This window comes from Streptosporangium sp. NPDC002544 (assembly GCF_040295965.1).
Taxonomy (GTDB): domain Bacteria; phylum Actinomycetota; class Actinomycetes; order Streptosporangiales; family Streptosporangiaceae; genus Streptosporangium.
This window is the reverse complement of sequence record NZ_JBEOWJ010000003.1, coordinates 186,934-201,780: the sequence shown is the minus strand read 5'-3', so window position 1 is coordinate 201,780 and position 14,847 is coordinate 186,934. Positions and strand designations below refer to the sequence as shown.

Annotated in this window: 15 protein-coding genes; 6 read left to right on the top strand and 9 right to left on the bottom strand. The window is 70.9% G+C overall.

Annotated features, from left to right (window positions below; all coding sequences use genetic code 11):
* Nucleotides 1–88: 88 nt before the first annotated feature.
* Nucleotides 89–2,617: a DNA translocase FtsK gene (locus ABT061_RS05720; protein WP_350913072.1), complete on the bottom strand. Its 2,529-nt coding sequence runs from the start codon at nt 2,615–2,617 to the stop codon at nt 89–91.
* A gap of 82 nt (nt 2,618–2,699) precedes the next feature.
* Nucleotides 2,700–2,876: a hypothetical protein gene (locus ABT061_RS05715; protein WP_350913069.1), complete on the bottom strand. Its 177-nt coding sequence runs from the start codon at nt 2,874–2,876 to the stop codon at nt 2,700–2,702.
* Nucleotides 2,877–3,018: 142 nt separating this feature from the next.
* Between ABT061_RS05715 and ABT061_RS05710 the strand changes: the two genes are divergently transcribed.
* Nucleotides 3,019–3,684 (top strand): hypothetical protein, encoded by a 666-nt coding sequence (locus ABT061_RS05710; RefSeq protein ID WP_350913067.1) that lies wholly within the window; start codon nt 3,019–3,021, stop codon nt 3,682–3,684.
* A gap of 74 nt (nt 3,685–3,758) precedes the next feature.
* Here ABT061_RS05710 and ABT061_RS05705 read toward each other — a convergent pair whose 3' ends face one another.
* Nucleotides 3,759–5,444: a ribonuclease J gene (locus tag ABT061_RS05705; protein WP_350913065.1), complete on the bottom strand. Its 1,686-nt coding sequence runs from the start codon at nt 5,442–5,444 to the stop codon at nt 3,759–3,761.
* 164 nt (nt 5,445–5,608) lie between these two features.
* Complete coding sequence (dapA, locus tag ABT061_RS05700; RefSeq protein ID WP_350913063.1) at nt 5,609–6,535, bottom strand: 4-hydroxy-tetrahydrodipicolinate synthase; 927 nt, start codon at nt 6,533–6,535, stop codon at nt 5,609–5,611.
* A 550-nt stretch (nt 6,536–7,085) separates the two neighbouring features.
* Between dapA and ABT061_RS05695 the strand changes: the two genes are divergently transcribed.
* Nucleotides 7,086–7,811 (top strand): GntR family transcriptional regulator, encoded by a 726-nt coding sequence (locus ABT061_RS05695; RefSeq protein WP_350913061.1) that lies wholly within the window; start codon nt 7,086–7,088, stop codon nt 7,809–7,811.
* A gap of 51 nt (nt 7,812–7,862) precedes the next feature.
* On the opposite strand, the gene ABT061_RS05690 is transcribed toward ABT061_RS05695, so the two are convergent.
* Together ABT061_RS05690 and ABT061_RS05685 are read right to left on the bottom strand one after the other, a co-directional pair.
* Entirely contained in the window at nt 7,863–8,333 is a 471-nt protein-coding gene (locus ABT061_RS05690) for a peroxiredoxin (RefSeq protein ID WP_350913431.1), read from the bottom strand.
* Between the two features lie 145 nt (nt 8,334–8,478).
* Nucleotides 8,479–9,543, bottom strand: coding sequence for a DMT family transporter (locus ABT061_RS05685; protein ID WP_350913059.1), 1,065 nt, complete (start codon nt 9,541–9,543; stop codon nt 8,479–8,481).
* Nucleotides 9,544–9,565: 22 nt separating this feature from the next.
* On the opposite strand from ABT061_RS05685, the gene ABT061_RS05680 reads away from it, so the two are divergent.
* The 4 genes from ABT061_RS05680 to ABT061_RS05665 all read left to right on the top strand — a co-directional run bounded on the left by ABT061_RS05680 (nt 9,566) and on the right by ABT061_RS05665 (nt 13,231).
* Entirely contained in the window at nt 9,566–10,963 is a 1,398-nt protein-coding gene (locus ABT061_RS05680; protein WP_350913057.1) for an aminotransferase-like domain-containing protein, read from the top strand.
* A gap of 78 nt (nt 10,964–11,041) precedes the next feature.
* Nucleotides 11,042–11,593 (top strand): CGNR zinc finger domain-containing protein, encoded by a 552-nt coding sequence (locus ABT061_RS05675; protein ID WP_350913055.1) that lies wholly within the window; start codon nt 11,042–11,044, stop codon nt 11,591–11,593.
* A gap of 132 nt (nt 11,594–11,725) precedes the next feature.
* Nucleotides 11,726–12,337 (top strand): GNAT family N-acetyltransferase, encoded by a 612-nt coding sequence (locus ABT061_RS05670; protein WP_350913053.1) that lies wholly within the window; start codon nt 11,726–11,728, stop codon nt 12,335–12,337.
* Nucleotides 12,338–12,361: 24 nt separating this feature from the next.
* The gene (locus ABT061_RS05665; protein ID WP_350913051.1) at nt 12,362–13,231 is read left to right on the top strand and encodes a 1,4-dihydroxy-2-naphthoate polyprenyltransferase; all 870 of its coding nucleotides are present in this window, start codon (nt 12,362–12,364) and stop codon (nt 13,229–13,231) included.
* 49 nt (nt 13,232–13,280) lie between these two features.
* Here the strand turns inward: ABT061_RS05665 and ABT061_RS05660 are convergent, their stop codons facing one another.
* The 3 genes from ABT061_RS05660 to dapB form a co-directional block, all read right to left on the bottom strand.
* Nucleotides 13,281–13,715 carry a GNAT family N-acetyltransferase gene (locus tag ABT061_RS05660; RefSeq protein WP_502991369.1) on the bottom strand — a complete coding sequence of 145 codons (435 nt, stop codon included), beginning with the start codon at nt 13,713–13,715 and terminating at the stop codon, nt 13,281–13,283.
* Between the two features lie 19 nt (nt 13,716–13,734).
* On the bottom strand, nt 13,735–13,827 hold the full coding sequence (locus tag ABT061_RS48340; RefSeq protein ID WP_502991368.1) for a hypothetical protein: 93 nt from the start codon (nt 13,825–13,827) through the stop codon (nt 13,735–13,737).
* 182 nt (nt 13,828–14,009) lie between these two features.
* Nucleotides 14,010–14,747, bottom strand: coding sequence for a 4-hydroxy-tetrahydrodipicolinate reductase (gene dapB, locus ABT061_RS05655; protein WP_350913047.1), 738 nt, complete (start codon nt 14,745–14,747; stop codon nt 14,010–14,012).
* Nucleotides 14,748–14,847: the final 100 nt, after the last annotated feature.

Here is a 14,847-nt window from a genome sequence, read left to right as displayed (position 1 = left end):
CTCAGCCCCCGACGTTGCGTAGCGATCCCCATTCAATCAGTAACCGGACGGGAGGTGTGCGGCGGGGGGTCCGTTCCCTCCCGGTGTGTCATCCTCCACGCAGGTCGGTCAGCAGGCCGGGGAGCTCGTCGGGCTTGACCATGACCTCCCGGGCCTTCGAACCCTCGCTGGGCCCGACGACGTTCCTGCTCTCCAGCAGGTCCATCAACCGGCCCGCCTTGGCGAAGCCGACCCTGAGCTTGCGCTGAAGCATCGAGGTCGAACCGAACTGGGTGGTCACGATGAGCTCGGCCGCCTGGATCAGCAGGTCGAGGTCGTCGCCGATGTCCTCGTCGATCTCCTTCTTGGAGGTCGCCACGGCGGCCACGTCGTCGCGGTACTCGACGGCCATCTGGGCCTTGCAGTGCCCGACGATCTCGCCGATCTCCTTCTCGGAGACGAACGCGTTCTGCAGCCGCATGGGCTTGCTGGCGCCCATCGGCAGGAAGAGCGAGTCGCCCTGGCCGACGAGCTTCTCCGCGCCCGGCTGGTCCAGGATGACCCGGGAGTCGGCCAGCGAGGAGGTGGCGAAGGCCAGCCGGGAGGGGACGTTGGCCTTGATCAGCCCGGTGACCACGTCCACCGAGGGGCGCTGGGTCGCGATGACCAGGTGGATGCCGGCCGCGCGGGCGAGCTGGGTGATGCGGACGATGGAGTCCTCGACGTCGCGCGGGGCGACCATCATCAGGTCGGCGAGCTCGTCGACGATCACCAGCAGGTAGGGGTAGGGCTGGTAGACCCGCTCGCTGCCCGGTGGCGGCACCAGCTTGCCGGTACGCACCGCCTTGTTGAAGTCGTCGACGTGCCGGAAGCCGCTGGCGGCCAGGTCGTCGTAGCGGCGGTCCATCTCTCCGACGACCCATTCCAGGGCCTCGGCGGCCTTCTTGGGATTGGTGATGATCGGCGTGATGAGGTGCGGAATGCCCTCGTAGACGCTGAGCTCGACCCGCTTGGGGTCGACCAGGACCATGCGGACCTCGTCGGGGGTGGCCCGCATCAGGATCGAGGTGATCAGACCGTTGACGCAGACCGACTTTCCGGCGCCGGTGGCACCCGCGATGAGCAGGTGCGGCATCTTGGCGAGGTTGGCCACTATCGTGCGCCCCTCGACGTCCTTGCCCAGTCCGACGATCATCGGGTGGTGGTCCGCCTGGGCCACCGGGGAGCGCAGGATGTCGCCCAGTGAGACGAGGTCCTTGTCGGTATTGGGGATCTCCACGCCGATCGCCGACTTGCCGGGGATCGGGGACAGGATCCGGACGTCGGCCGACTTGACCGCGTAGGCGATGTTCTTGGTGAGCGCGGTGACCTTCTCGACCTTGACCGCCGGGCCGAGTTCGATCTCGTAGCGCGTCACCGTCGGCCCTCGGGTGAAGCCGATCACCTGGGCGTCGATGGCGAACTGCTCCATCACGCTGGTCAGCGCGTTGACGACCACCGTGTTGGCCTTCGTCTGCGGCTTGGGGGCGGTGCCGGGGCGCAGGAGCTGCGGCTCGGGCAGGGTGTAGGGGCCCGCCTGCGGGGACAGGACGAGCTGCTCGACCTTGCGCGGTGCCGGGGTCGGGTCGGGAGGCTCGGACGCGTCGGCCCTGACCTGCGCGGGTTCGGCCTCGTCCACCAGGCCGGGCACGATCTCCGGGGAGTGGCCTCCGAGCCCTCCCGGCGACTCGGCGACCACGGGCGTGTCGTAGGGCTTGACGTGGTCGCCCAGCTCGGCCCCGCCGGAGTCCGGCTTCTTGCGGGTGGTGGGCCGCTTCCTGGACGCCCGCGGCGCGCTGGGCAGGTCGCGATTGAAGAGCATGTGCCTGATCTCGGCCAGCCGCTCGGGAACCCGGTGCACCGGGGTGGCGGTGATCACCAGAATGCCGAAGCCCGACAGGATCAGCAGCAGCGGGATGGTGATGAAGGAGGGCAGGATGCTCGCCGGGGGCGCCGAGACGATGAAGCCGATCATGCCTCCGGCGTCCGCCACCTTGTCCATGCCGTCCGAGCCGCCCCCCGAGGGGTACGGCGTGTCGTGAACGACGTGCACGACACCGAGCACACCGATGGTGAGGGCGGACCACCCGATGATCATCCGGCCGGTGTCGGCGTTCTGGTCGGGGTGACGCAGCAGCCGCCAGGCCAGCAGCACGAGCAGGATCGGGACCAGCCAGGTCAGCGATCCGAAGACGGCGCGCATGACCTCGTCGACCACCGTGGAGACCGTGCCGGTGTTCTCCCGCCAGGTCATGGCCGCCAGCACGATCGCCCCGGCGAACACCGCCAGGCCGAGCCCGTCGCGGCGGTGGACGGGGTCGAGCTCGCGCGCGTTCTGCCCCAGGGCCCGCGCGGCGCTGCCGATGCCTCCCGCGAGGAGCATCCAGATGCCCATGAACAACTTGCCGATCATGGTGAGAACCCAGCTGATCGGGTCGTGCTGCGGCGAGGCCGGCCTGCGGGCCGCACCCGCACTCCTCCCCCGGTTGGCGGACGCCCGCCGAGCGGGGGCCGTACGGGCCTGGGAGGCGCCCGAGCGACCGGGGGAGCCCTTGCCGGGGGGCTTTCCTGAGGAGCCTTTAGACGTACGGGTGGCCATGCTAGGGAGGTTAACGAGACGGGTGGTGGATTGCTCGCCGACTCGCCGGAGGGGTGCCCCCCTCACCCGATCTTTCACAAAATCAGCTGATATCTCGCGAGATCCGGGAGGGCATCCGGTAGAGCCTGCGCCCCTCCCGCTTGTCGACGTAGACCGCCTCGTCCCCGCCGCGGCCGGCGAAAATCGCCTCCGGCACCGCCGGCGCCCTGTCGATGGAACCGCCTTCCCCGACCACGATCGTGGGCCTGCTGGTCAGCACGCCGACCAGCCCCCGTCGACTGCCGGCAGGTGCCCGTCGGCGCAGACGTCCGGAAAACGACTCCCTCCGGAGCCAGAACTTTCCCCGCCCGACCCGGGTCCCACATGTATCGGATCACCACTGAACGGATGAGAGACGAGACATGACCGGCATGACACGGACGGCGATCCGCCTGGCGGCGGCGGGCACCGTCCTCGCGACCGTCCTCGCGGGCGGCACCGCCCTCGCCGAGACGGGGAGGGCGGGTGGGAAGATCCCGCGGGACTTCCTCCTGCACGAACCGGAGGCCCGCAGGCCGGTGCGGTACCCGGACGCGGAGGAGTGGAAGATCAGCAACAGGCCGACCAAGAACCTCGGATTCAACCCGTGCGACCTGAGCAGGCCCGTGGACGGCGGCCGGGTGGCCACGCGGACGGTCGACTACCACGCCCCCGAGTTCCACCGGGGCGAGCAACTGGTGATCTACCGCTCCGCCGGTGCCGCGCGCGGCGCCATGGCCGGCCTGCTCGCCCAGGTCGACAGGTGCAAGCGCGTCAAGTCCGGCTCCGTGGTCTTCAAGGCCTCGGCGCGACCGGTCGTCGGCATCGGGGACCAGGCCGCGCGGATGTCGGTCCAGGGCTACGACAGGAGCGGGCGCCCCGTCGTCGGCGGCCGGCGGGCCGTCGTCGTCCGCGAGGGCCGCGCCCTGGCGATCTACATCCATGGGGGCGAGTACCACAGCGAAGTGAGCGACGCCCAGTTCACCGAGCAGTTGAGGGACGCCAGGAAGATGGCGGCCAAGGTCTGCTCCCTGCCCGGCGTCTGCTGACCCGCCCCGACCGGCGGGGAGGGGGCACCCGCGTCCGTACGACGACCGGTGCGGCCGCCGTACGGAGGTGAGGATCAGACCTCGATGACGACCGGAACGATCATCGGGCGGCGGCGGTAGGTGTCGCTCACCCAGCGCCCCACGGTCCTGCGGACCACGCGGCGGACCTGCTGGATGTCCACCACCCCGTCGGCCGCGTTCTCCTGCAGCGCCCGCTCCACCTGCGGCAGGATGTCGTCGAACATGGCCGGGTCGATGCCGGACCCCCTGGCGTGGATCTCCGGGCCTCCGGCGAGCTTGCCGGTGGCGGTGTCCACCACGATGACGATGGAGATGAAGCCCTCCTCGCCCAGGATGCGGCGGTCCTTCAGCGCGAAGTCGGTGACGTCGCCCACCGAGGTGCCGTCCACGTAGACGTAACCGGCGGGAACCGCGCCCACGATCTTGGCCCGGCCGTCGACCAGGTCCACCACGACGCCGTCCTCGGCGATCACGATGTGGTCGTCCGGCACCCCGGTCAGCGCGGCGAGCTTGGCGTGCGCCCGCAGGTGGCGCCACTCGCCGTGCACCGGCATGAAGTTGGACGGTCGCGTCAGGTTGAGCACGTACAGCAGCTCGCCCGCGGCGGCGTGCCCTGAGACGTGCACCTTCGCGTTGCCCTTGTGCACCACGCGGGCGCCCCAGCGGGACAGGCCGTTGATCACGTTGTTGACCGCGGTCTCGTTACCCGGCACCAGCGAGGAGGCCAGGAGAACCGTGTCGCCCTCGGCGATCCGGATCGGGTGATCGCGGTTGGCCATCCGCGACAGCGCCGCCATCGGCTCGCCCTGGGACCCGGTGCAGATCAGCACCACGTCCTCCGGCGGCCAGCCCTCGATCTCCTTGGAGTCGACGATCAGCCCCGGCGAGACCCTCAGATAGCCCAGGTCGCGGGCGACGCCCATGTTGCGCACCATCGAGCGACCGACCAGCGCGACCTTGCGACCGTGCTTCTCAGCCGCGTCGATGACCTGCTGGACGCGGTGGATGTGGGAGGCGAAGCTCGCCACGATCACGCGCTTGCCCGCCGTGCGGACGACCTCGTCGATGACCGGCGCGATCTCCCGCTCACTGGTGACGAAGCCCGGCACCTCGGCGTTGGTCGAGTCGGACATCAGCAGGTCGACGCCCTCCGCGCCGAGCCTGGCGAACCCGCCCAGGTCGGTCAGCCGCCCGTCACTGGGCAACTGGTCCATCCTGAAGTCACCGGTGTGCAGGACGATGCCCGCGGGGGTCCTGATCGCGACGGCCAGCGCGTCCGGGATGGAGTGGTTGACGGCGAGGAACTCGCACTCGAACGGCCCGAACCGGTGCCGCTCTCCCTCCACGACCTCGCGCTTGACCGGCTGGATGCGGTGCTCGGTGAGCTTGGCCTCGATCAGCGCCAGCGTCAGCTTGGACCCCACGACCGGGATGTCGCGACGCTCGCGCAGCAGGTACGGCACGGCACCGATGTGGTCCTCGTGCGCGTGGGTCAGGATCACGGCCTCGACGTCGTCCAGGCGGCCCCGGATGTACTCGAAGTCGGGCAGGATCAGGTCGATGCCGGGCTGGTCGGGCTCGGGGAACAGCACCCCGCAGTCGACGATCAGCAGACGGCCCTCGTACTCGAACACGGCCATGTTGCGGCCGATCTCACCGAGGCCGCCCAGCGCGACGATGCGCAGGGCGCCTTCGGGCAGCGCGGGCGGCGGCCCGAGTTCGGGGTGGGGGTGACTCATCAGGCCACACCTCTCTCAGAGGTCTCACATGCGGCAAAGGCCCCCGTGGACAGCAGGACTACTCCCTCGCCGAGCACCCCGTCCCCTAGCGGACCAGTGTGTCTTCTTTCTCGCAAACTCTCGTTCCTCCTGGATGCGGCCGGTGAGGGCCGCGGTCGTCGCTCTCATGTCACAACTTCGTCGGGCAGCTTCACACCGCCCGTGATCAAGTCTTCGCGCAGCCTGGCGAGCTGCTCAGCGGTCGCCTCCACCAGAGGCGACCGCATCGGTCCCGCGGGCTGCCCCACCAGGTTCAACGCCGCCTTCGCCATGATCGCGCCACCGGCCTGCATCATGATCCCGGAGACCACGGGGAGCAGCCGGCGGTGGATGGCGAGCGCACCCGCCGCGTCCCCGGAGCGGTACGCCTCGATCATCGCGGCGATCTCCGCGCCCGCGACGTGGCCGATCACGCTGACACACCCCACGGCCCCCACCGACAGCCACGGCAGGTTGAGCGTGTCGTCGCCCGAGTAGTAGGCGAGGCCGGTGGACGCGATGACCTGCGACCCCTCGAACAGGTCGGCCTTGGCGTCCTTCACCGCGACGATCCGCTCGTGCCCGGCGAGCCGCGTCAGCGTCTCCCTCTGGATCGGCACACCGCTGCGACCTGGGATGTCGTAGAGCATGGCCGGCAGGGCCGTGGCGTCTGCCACTGTACAGAAGTGACGGTAGATCCCCTCCTGGGGGGGCTTGCTGTAGTACGGCGTCACCAGCAGGAGACCGTGGGCTCCGGCGCGCTCGGCGGCTCGGGCCACCTCGACACTGTGGTGCGTGTCGTTGGTGCCGGCTCCGGCGACGACCGTGGCGCGGTCACCGACCGCCTCGACGACGGCGCGCAGCAGGCGCTCCTTCTCCTCGTCCGTGGTCGTCGGGGACTCTCCCGTGGTGCCGCTCACGACGAGGCCGTCGTTGCGCTGCTCGTCCACCAGATAGGTGGCCAGACGACGCGCTGTCTCGTAGTCGACCGCTCCGTCACTCGTGAACGGCGTGACCATGGCGGTCAGCATGCGGCCGAAGGGGGCGTCGTAGGTTCCAGTTGGCGCTGCCATAGACCGAACGCTACCTGGATCCGCTGAAACGGTGGACCCCGCCACCCCGCCTAACCTCCGTCCACCGATGGGCCCAAGAGTGAACATCCCCCCGAGGTGCCCGCTGCACACCGTACACGCGGATATACGACACCGTGGCGAGGGACTCCGATCCGCACTCGCCGCGGGGCCCCGGGCCCGCCACACGACCGGAAGCGTCCGCATCGATCCAGGCAGAAGCGAGATGACCTGGGGTGATCAGGGGCCGGGATCGACATCCAGAACTTCCCGCCCGATTACATGGCTAACGATACTTTTGTCCACTTCGGTGGCGACAGGGAATTCCTTGAAGGAAAAAGAGGCCGCCGATATGTGCTCGGGGGTACACACATCGACGACCTCTACCGTTGAATCGGCGCTCCTTACGCGGGCGTTACACGGTCTCTGAGATATTTTTGGGCACTTCTGGGAGCGGCACGCAAAGTTGGAGTTCCAAATCTCCACCATCACCCTGCGTTGCGCATCGAATACGACAGGATGGGACAACGCCCCAGAACCCAGGGATGGACACGTGGCAAGCTCCGATCCTGTCTACCTGCGCGTCGTCGCCGACATCCGGCGCCAGATCGTCGACGGCTCCCTTCCCCCCGGCTCCCCGATCCCCTCTCGCGCCCAGCTGACCAGGAAGTACGGCGTGGGCGAGACCGCCGCCAGGCACGCGCTGCGCGTGCTCACCGCCGAAGGCCTGATCGTCGGCCGCGTCGGCTCGGGCCACTACGTGCGGGAACAGCCGGCGCTGCTCCCGCTGCACCGCTGGCGCTTCCACGACCACCACGCCCCCTTCGCGGCCGACATCCGGTCACAGGGCACCCGGGCCACCTGGGACTGGCGGGCCGAGCCCGCCGACGCCACCCCCGATATCGCCCACCGCCTCCGGCTGGACGAATCCGCCCCGCTGACCCGCACCCGCTACCTCTTCCGCGGCGACGGCAAGCCGATCCAGCTGGCCACCTCCTACGAGCCCGCCGAGTTCAGCGAGCCCGTCACCGAGGAGAGCCCGCGCAGCCTGATCGCCCGCCTGTCCGCCTTCGGCGTCAAGATCACCGAGGTCGTCGAGCAGATCCACACCCGCGTCCCGCAGCCCGCGGAGAGCGACGCCCTAGCCCTGCCCGCGGGCGTCAACGTCCTGCACGTCGAGCGCACCCACTGGGCCGGAGACCGCCCGGTGGAGACCAGTGACATCATCATTCCCGGCGATCGCTTCCGCCTGGTCTACTCCCACCCCCTGCACCCCTGAGAGACCTCGGCCACCGCCCTGCCCGCGCCTTTCGCCCGGACGGACGAGCGGTCAGGGGTGCGGACGGGAACGCAGCACCTCCAGGGCGCGGTCCGCGTGGGCCTCCATGTGGGTCTCACTGTGGATCACTTCCAGGAGACGGTGGTCCTCGTCGACGACGAAGGTCATCCGACGGGTGAGGAAGGGCCCCACCGCGACGGTACGGCGGGCGCCGAGGCGCCGGGCGACCGCGCCGTCCGGGTCGGACAGCAGCGGAAAGCCCAGCTGGTTGGCCTGGGCGAACCTCGCCTGCCGGTCGACCCCGTCACGGCTGATTCCGATCCTGGTCGCCCCCACGGCGGCGAAGTCCGCCGCCAGGTCGCGGAAGTGACAGCTCTCGGCCGTGCATCCCGACGTCATGGCCGCCGGATAGAAGAAGAGCACCACCGGCCCCTTGGCCAGAAACTCACTGAGCCGCCTTCGCGTGCCCGTCTCGTCGAGAAGCTCGAAGTCCTCGACCATGTCTCCCACCGCGAGGTTCATGCCCACGGGTTGTCTCCCTACGCCGTCGGAGGGCCCCCGCCCGCACCGCCGGGATCCTCGTACCCGGCCAGAGCGGAAGCCGATGTTCCGCCCCCATTCTCCGGCGAATCACCGACGGCACAACAGGGCCCGCCCACCTCGGCTCTCAGGAGCGGGATCGCTGCGTCAGGGCCACGCACGCGAGGACCACCAGTGCCGCCGCGATCGTGACCGGTCCGACCGACTCGTCGAGCAGCAGCCAGGCCCAGAGCATCGTCAGCAGCGGCTGGGCGAGCTGGGTCTGCCCGGCGCGGGCGATGCCCCCCATGGCCAGGCCCGCGTACCAGGGGATGAAGCCGAGGAACATCGAGACCAGCCCGGCGTACGCGAACCCGGCCAGCGAGGCGGCGTCCGGCCGCATGTCGGTGGTCAGCGCCAGCGTCACCGTGATCGGCACGGTCAGCGGGGCGGCGACGACGAGGGCGTGGGAGATCACCCGCCAGCCGGGGGTCTCGCGGGACAGGCGCCCACCCTCGGTGTAGGCGACGGCGGCCGACAGCAGGGCGCCGACGAGCAGCAGGTCGGCCCCGGTGATGTGACCGCCGCCGACACTGAGGGTGAAGGCCGTGATCGCCACGGCCCCGAGACCGCAGGACACCCAGAACAGCGCTCTGGGCCGCTCCCCGGCCCGCAGCACCGCACAGGCGGCGGTGGCCGCCGGTAACAGCCCGATCACCACGGCGGCGTGCGAGGTGGAGGCGCCGGCGTCGAGTGCCAGGCCGCTGAAGAGAGGGAAGCCGAACACCACGCCCGCCACGATCACGAGGTACGACCGGAGCTGCGACCTGGGCGGCAGCAGCGGCGCTCGGGCCACGAGCAGGAAGGCGACCGCCGCGACGGCGGCGATGGCGGCACGTCCGATCGCGACCAGGTAGGGGTCGAAGCCCCTCATCGCGAAGACCGCCGAGGGGAACGATCCCGAGAACGACAGCACCCCGAGCCCGGCCAGCAGGGTCCCCCGCCGCGCCCTCGCCGTCTTTTCCCGCTCGCCCGGCTGCGCGCCACCGGATGGCGCCGCTCCGGCCGGTCGACGGCCGGCGCCTTTACGGCCCTGGCGCGTTTCTCCCCGCACTACCGCGCCGGGCACCGTCACAACCGTCACATCGGAGGACACGAGTCCCGCGACCGTGGATTCGCCCGGAGTGTCGCCGACCGCTACTCGATTTGGCACGATAGCGCTACTCTTATCTCTCATGAATGACGATAGCAGTATTGCCCGATTGGCCGCCACGCTGCGCGACGAGATAGGGCGACTCCGCCCCGGCGACAGGCTACCGTCGAGCCGTGAGCTGGTCCGATTACACAACGTGAGCCCTGTGACCGTGTCGCGCGCGATCGGCAGGCTCGCCGCCGAAGGACGGGTGATCACTAAACCCGGTAGCGGCGCCTACGTCGCCCCGGCGATCACGCACGGTGGTGACGACACCGACATGTCCTGGCAGACGGTGGCGCTCGGCGACCGAATGGTGGACGACAGCGGGGTCAGCGGCCTGCTCGCCTCCCCGCCGGAAGGAGTCATCCCGCTCACCGGCGGCTATCTCAACATGGCCCTGCGCCCCTCCGGCGCCCTGTCGGCCGCCGCCTCCCGCGCGCTGCGGCGGCCCGACGTCTGGGCGATGCCACCCCTGGCCGGCGTGTCCGAGCTGCGCAGGTGGTTCGCCCAGGAGCTGAGTGGCGACATCGCCCCGTCGGACATCCTCGTCGTCAGCGGCGGGCAGGCGGCGCTCGTTCACACCTTCCGCGCCCTCGCCGCCCCGGGCACGCCCCTTCTCGTCGAGACACCCACCTATCCGGGCGCGCTGGCCGCGGCACGGGCCGCCGGGCTCCGCGCGACGGCTGTTCCCATGGACCGCGACGGGGTCAAACCCGAGCTCCTGGCGGAGGCGTTCGCCATCACCGGGGCGCGGGTCTTCTTCTGCCAGCCGACCCTGCACAACCCCACCGGCGCGATCCTGCCCCTCGAACGGCGCGAGCAGGTGCTGGCGGTCGCCCGCGCCGCCGGGGCCTTCGTGATCGAGGACGACTACGCGCGCTACCTGACCTCGGCCCCGCCACCGCCGCCCATGGTCACCCTGGACACCCACGGCACGGTCGTGCACATCAACTCCCTGACCAAGGCCCTGTCACCCAGCGTGCGGGTCGCCGGGATCGTCGCCAGGGGCCCCGCCGCACGACGAGTACGGGCGAACCAGCTCGTGGAGTCGTTCTTCGTGGCCAGGCCGCTCCAGGAGACCGCCCTGGAGTTCGTCAGCTCGCCCTCCTGGCGACGCCACCTGACCGCGCTGAACACCGAGCTGACGCTCCGCAGGAACACCCTCGCCACCGCCCTGACCACCCACATACCCACCGCCGAGATCCACCTCGTCCCCCGCGGCGGCCTGCACATGTGGGTACGGCTGCCCGACGACCAGGACGAGGACGCCGTGGTGGAGGCGGCCAAGAGGGCGGGCGCCCTGGTGAGCCCCGGGCGCATCTACTACCCGGCCGAGCCTCCCGGCCCCCGCATCAGGGTGACCCACTCGGCGGCCGTCCACCCGGCCGAACTGGTCGAGGGCGTCCGCAGACTGGCCACCGCCCTGGCCGCCTCCTGACCTCTCGCCCCGGTGGGAGAGGCAGGGAATTACAACCCCCTAACGACGTACAGTGGTTGCGAAGAGGTGAGTGAAGACATGGGAAATCCCGCCGACCTGGTGATCGACTTCGTCAACACCTACGACGTCGAGAGCGACACCGACTCGATCCCCACCCCCGCGGCGCTGGCCGCCTGGCTCGGTGGGCGGGGCCTGATCCGGCCGGGAGAGGTGGCCGACGAGACGGATCTGGCGACGGCCGTCGGCCTTCGCGAGGGCCTCCGCGCGGCGCTCCGGCACGACCATGACCGTCCCGGCGGTGCGGACGGCCACGGGGCCGGGCTACCGCGGGCGTTCGCCGCTCTCCCGCTCAGGGTCACCCTGACCGCCGACGGGCCGGTGCTCGAACCGGTCGTGACGGGAGTGCTCGGCGGGCTGGCCGAGATCGCCGCCGCCGTGATGGGCACCCACGCGGGCGGGATGTGGTCGCGCCTGAAGGTCTGCGCCGAGAGCACCTGCCAGTGGGCGTTCGTCGACTCCTCCAAGAACCGTTCACGCTCGTGGTGCTCCATGAGGGTCTGCGGCAACCGCACAAAGACAAGGGCATATCGGGCCCGTCGGCAGACAGAGCCGGGTTCACGTCATCTCTGAGTCGGATTCCCCGATACGGTGTAAGAGCCTGACTCACGGATCCACCCGCCTGATGCCCGCTCGCGTGGCACGAGATCCGCGAGACAGCGCGTTCCGAGGCGACGGCAGACGGCAGAGAAGGAGCGGGCCGAGATGGCAGACGTAGGCGTGCGGGCGGCTCGGCACGAGGATGTCGCCGCGGTGACGAGCACCCAGATCCGCGCCTGGAAGTACGGCTACCGGGATTTCCTTCCCGAAGGACCGCTGGAGCAGATGACCGGCCCGGCGGCCGAGAACATGTGGCGGCAGCAGTGGGACGACGCGATCACCTCGCCGCCCAGCTCCCGGCACCGCGTGCTGGTGGCCGTGGAGCAGGTGGTCCTCGACACCGACGCCTTCCCCGCGCTCGGCCCCGGCGGCATCGAGGCCATGGCGGCGATGCAGGGCGCCGAGAAGGTCGCGGGCCTGGCCTCGCACGCCCCGGCAGAGGACCCCGACCTCGACCCGACCACCGCCGGCGAGATGCTCACCTTCCTCATCGACCCCGACCACGTCCGGCGCGGTCACGGCAGCCGGCTGCTCAACGCCACCGTCGACTACCTCCGTGACGACGGCTACCACACCATCGTGACCTGGGTGTTCGCCGACAACTACGCGGTGCTCGGCTTCCTGGAGTCCGCCGGCTGGGGTGCCGACGGAGCCGAACGGGTCATCGACATGGGCCGCACGGTGCGGATGATCCGCCTGGCGACCGACATCAGCTAGAGCCGGAGAGGAACACCGCACCCCATGGCCACCCCGAGCCAGTGGATCGCCGGAGCACGTCCACGCACCCTTCCCGCCGCCGTCGTCCCCGTCGCCATCGGCACCGGAGTCGCGGTCGGATACGGCGGAGGGGTGTGGTGGCGGGCCCTGCTGGCCCTGTTCGTGGCTCTCGCCCTCCAGGTGGGCGTCAACTACGCCAACGACTACAGCGACGGGGTGCGCGGCACCGACGAGGGCCGGGTCGGCCCGATGCGCCTGGTCGGCTCGGGTGCCGCGCCGCCCCGCCAGGTCCTCGCCGCGGCCCTCGGGTGCTTCCTCGCCGCCGCGGTGGCGGGGCTGGTGCTCGTCGTGGCCACCGGGGCGTGGTGGCTGCTGCTGGTCGGCGCCGTGGCGATCGCCGCCGCCTGGTTCTACACCGGCGGTTCCAACCCGTACGGCTACCGCGCGCTCGGCGAGATCTCGGTGTTCGTCTTCTTCGGTCTGGTCGCCGTGACGGGCACCACGTACGTCCAGCTCGAATACCTGCCCCCGCTCGCGGTGGCGGCGGCCGTCCCGGCCGGCCTGCTGGCCTGCGCGATGCTCGTGGTCAACAACCTGCGCGACATCGTGACCGACGGCCCGGCGGGCAAGCGCACCATGGCCGTGGTGCTCGGCGATCGCCGCACCCGCGTCCTCTACACCCTCTGCCTGGTGCTGCCCCTGCTGATCGCCCCCGCGCTGGCGCCCTGGCAGCCGTTCGCGGCGCTGGCGCTGCTCGCCGCCCCGCTCGCCGTCGCCCCGGTGAAGGCGGTCCGGGCGGGCGCCACGGGCCCGGCGCTCATCGCGACGCTCCAGCAGACGGGCCGCTTCCAGCTCGGGTACGGGCTGCTGCTGACCATCGGCCTGGCGCTCTGACCCGCTCGGGGATGCCTTCCCTGCTCCTGCCCGAGAGGCGACGGGCGGCTCAGAGGACGCGGCGCATCACGACGCGGGGAGCGATCTCGATGCCCAGCTCCCGCTCGTGGCGCACCAGCTCCGCCATCTCCGGACCCCACTCGGCGGGGTCGAGCACGGCGAACCCGTGCCGGGCGTACCAGGGGGCGTTCCAGGGCACGTCGCAGTAGGTCGTCAGCGTCACGGCGGCCAGACCGGTCGAGACCGCGTGGTCGCAGACGGCCTCCAGCAGGCACCCGCCGACTCCCCGGCGCCCGTGGTCGGGATGGACGGCGAGCTGGTCGAGGTGGAGCTGCCCGTCGACCAGGCCGACCATGGCGAACCCGATCGGCGGGTCACCCGCGACGAGCACCCGACCGGGGTCCTCGGTCTCCTCGATCATCGTGGTCCCCGGCGGGAAGGTGATCCCGACCTCGGCGAAGATCCCGTCGGCCGCGACCTCCACCGCCACCAGCCCGGCCAGCTCATCCGACCGCGCCCAGCGGACCTCGGTCGCAGTCGAAGATCGAGTGCTTGTCATGGAACCGGAGGATACCGCGGCACCGCGCGCAGACCATGAGGGTCATCCGGTGGGACCTGCCCACCTCCTGCCGGAGCTCGGTGCCGTGACCAAGCGGTCAGGCAGGCTCGGATCCCGTCGTGGTCGCGCGACGAACGGCCCTCCGGGGCCCCTGGGAGCCCCGGAGGGCCGAGGAGCGGCGCGGCGAGGACCTGTGGGTGACCGGCCTCGTCACACCCGTCAGAGGTCGAGAAGGGGCTCCAGGCCGACGGTCAGGCCGGGGAGCTCACGGACCCGGCGCACGCCCAGGAGCACGCCGGGGGTGAACGACGAGCGGTTCATCGTGTCGTGGCGGATGGTCAGGATCTCTCCGGCGCCGCCCAGGATGACCTCCTGGTGGGCGATGAGCCCGGCCAGCCGTACCGCGTGCACCCGCACCCCGTCGACGTCGGCGCCGCGGGCCCCGTCCAGCTCCGTGCTGGTGGCGTCGGGCATCGGCGCGGAACCCGCCTTGCGCCGGGCCTCGGCGATCAGCTCGGCGGTGTGGCGGGCGGTGCCCGAGGGCGCGTCCGCCTTGTTGGGGTGGTGCAGCTCGACGATCTCGGCGGACTCGAAGTAGCGGGCGGCCTGCTGGGCGAAGTGCATCATGAGCACCGCCGCGATGCCGAAGTTGGGGGCGATCAGCGCGTTGACGCCCGGGTTGGCGTCCAGCCAGCCCCTGACCGTCGCCAGCCGCCCGGCGTCGAAGCCCGTGGTGCCGACCACCGGGTGGACGCCGTGGGAGATGCACCACTTGAGGTTGTCCATGACGACGTCGGGGTGGGTGAAGTCGACCACCACCTCGGCGCGCTCCAGCTCCTCGATCGGGTCGCCCTGGTCGACCGCCGCGACCAGCTCCAGATCGTCCGCCGCCTCGACGGCCTTGCACACTTCGACACCGACGCGCCCTCGGGCGCCGAGAACTCCAACCCTGATCACGGCCCCAAGGCTATACCGTGCGGGCCCGCCGGACCGTCGCGGACCACCGGGTCCGGAGAGCCGCCCCGGAGACGCGGACGGCCCCGGCGCGGGAACGCGC

Bases quoted from the DNA above. Each gene is read 5' to 3' on its own strand.
- ABT061_RS05720 (WP_350913072.1), bottom strand. From the start codon at position 2,617: ATGGCCACCCGTACGTCTAAAGGCTCCTCAGGAAAGCCCCCCGGCAAG.
- ABT061_RS05710 (WP_350913067.1), top strand. From the start codon at position 3,019: ATGACCGGCATGACACGGACGGCGATCCGCCTGGCGGCGGCGGGCACC.
- ABT061_RS05705 (WP_350913065.1), bottom strand. From the start codon at position 5,444: ATGAGTCACCCCCACCCCGAACTCGGGCCGCCGCCCGCGCTGCCCGAA.
- dapA (WP_350913063.1), bottom strand. From the start codon at position 6,535: ATGGCAGCGCCAACTGGAACCTACGACGCCCCCTTCGGCCGCATGCTG.
- ABT061_RS05690 (WP_350913431.1), bottom strand. From the start codon at position 8,333: ATGAACCTCGCGGTGGGAGACATGGTCGAGGACTTCGAGCTTCTCGAC.
- ABT061_RS05680 (WP_350913057.1), top strand. From the start codon at position 9,566: ATGAATGACGATAGCAGTATTGCCCGATTGGCCGCCACGCTGCGCGAC.
- ABT061_RS05675 (WP_350913055.1), top strand. From the start codon at position 11,042: ATGGGAAATCCCGCCGACCTGGTGATCGACTTCGTCAACACCTACGAC.
- ABT061_RS05670 (WP_350913053.1), top strand. From the start codon at position 11,726: ATGGCAGACGTAGGCGTGCGGGCGGCTCGGCACGAGGATGTCGCCGCG.
- ABT061_RS05665 (WP_350913051.1), top strand. From the start codon at position 12,362: ATGGCCACCCCGAGCCAGTGGATCGCCGGAGCACGTCCACGCACCCTT.
- ABT061_RS48340 (WP_502991368.1), bottom strand. From the start codon at position 13,827: ATGGTCTGCGCGCGGTGCCGCGGTATCCTCCGGTTCCATGACAAGCAC.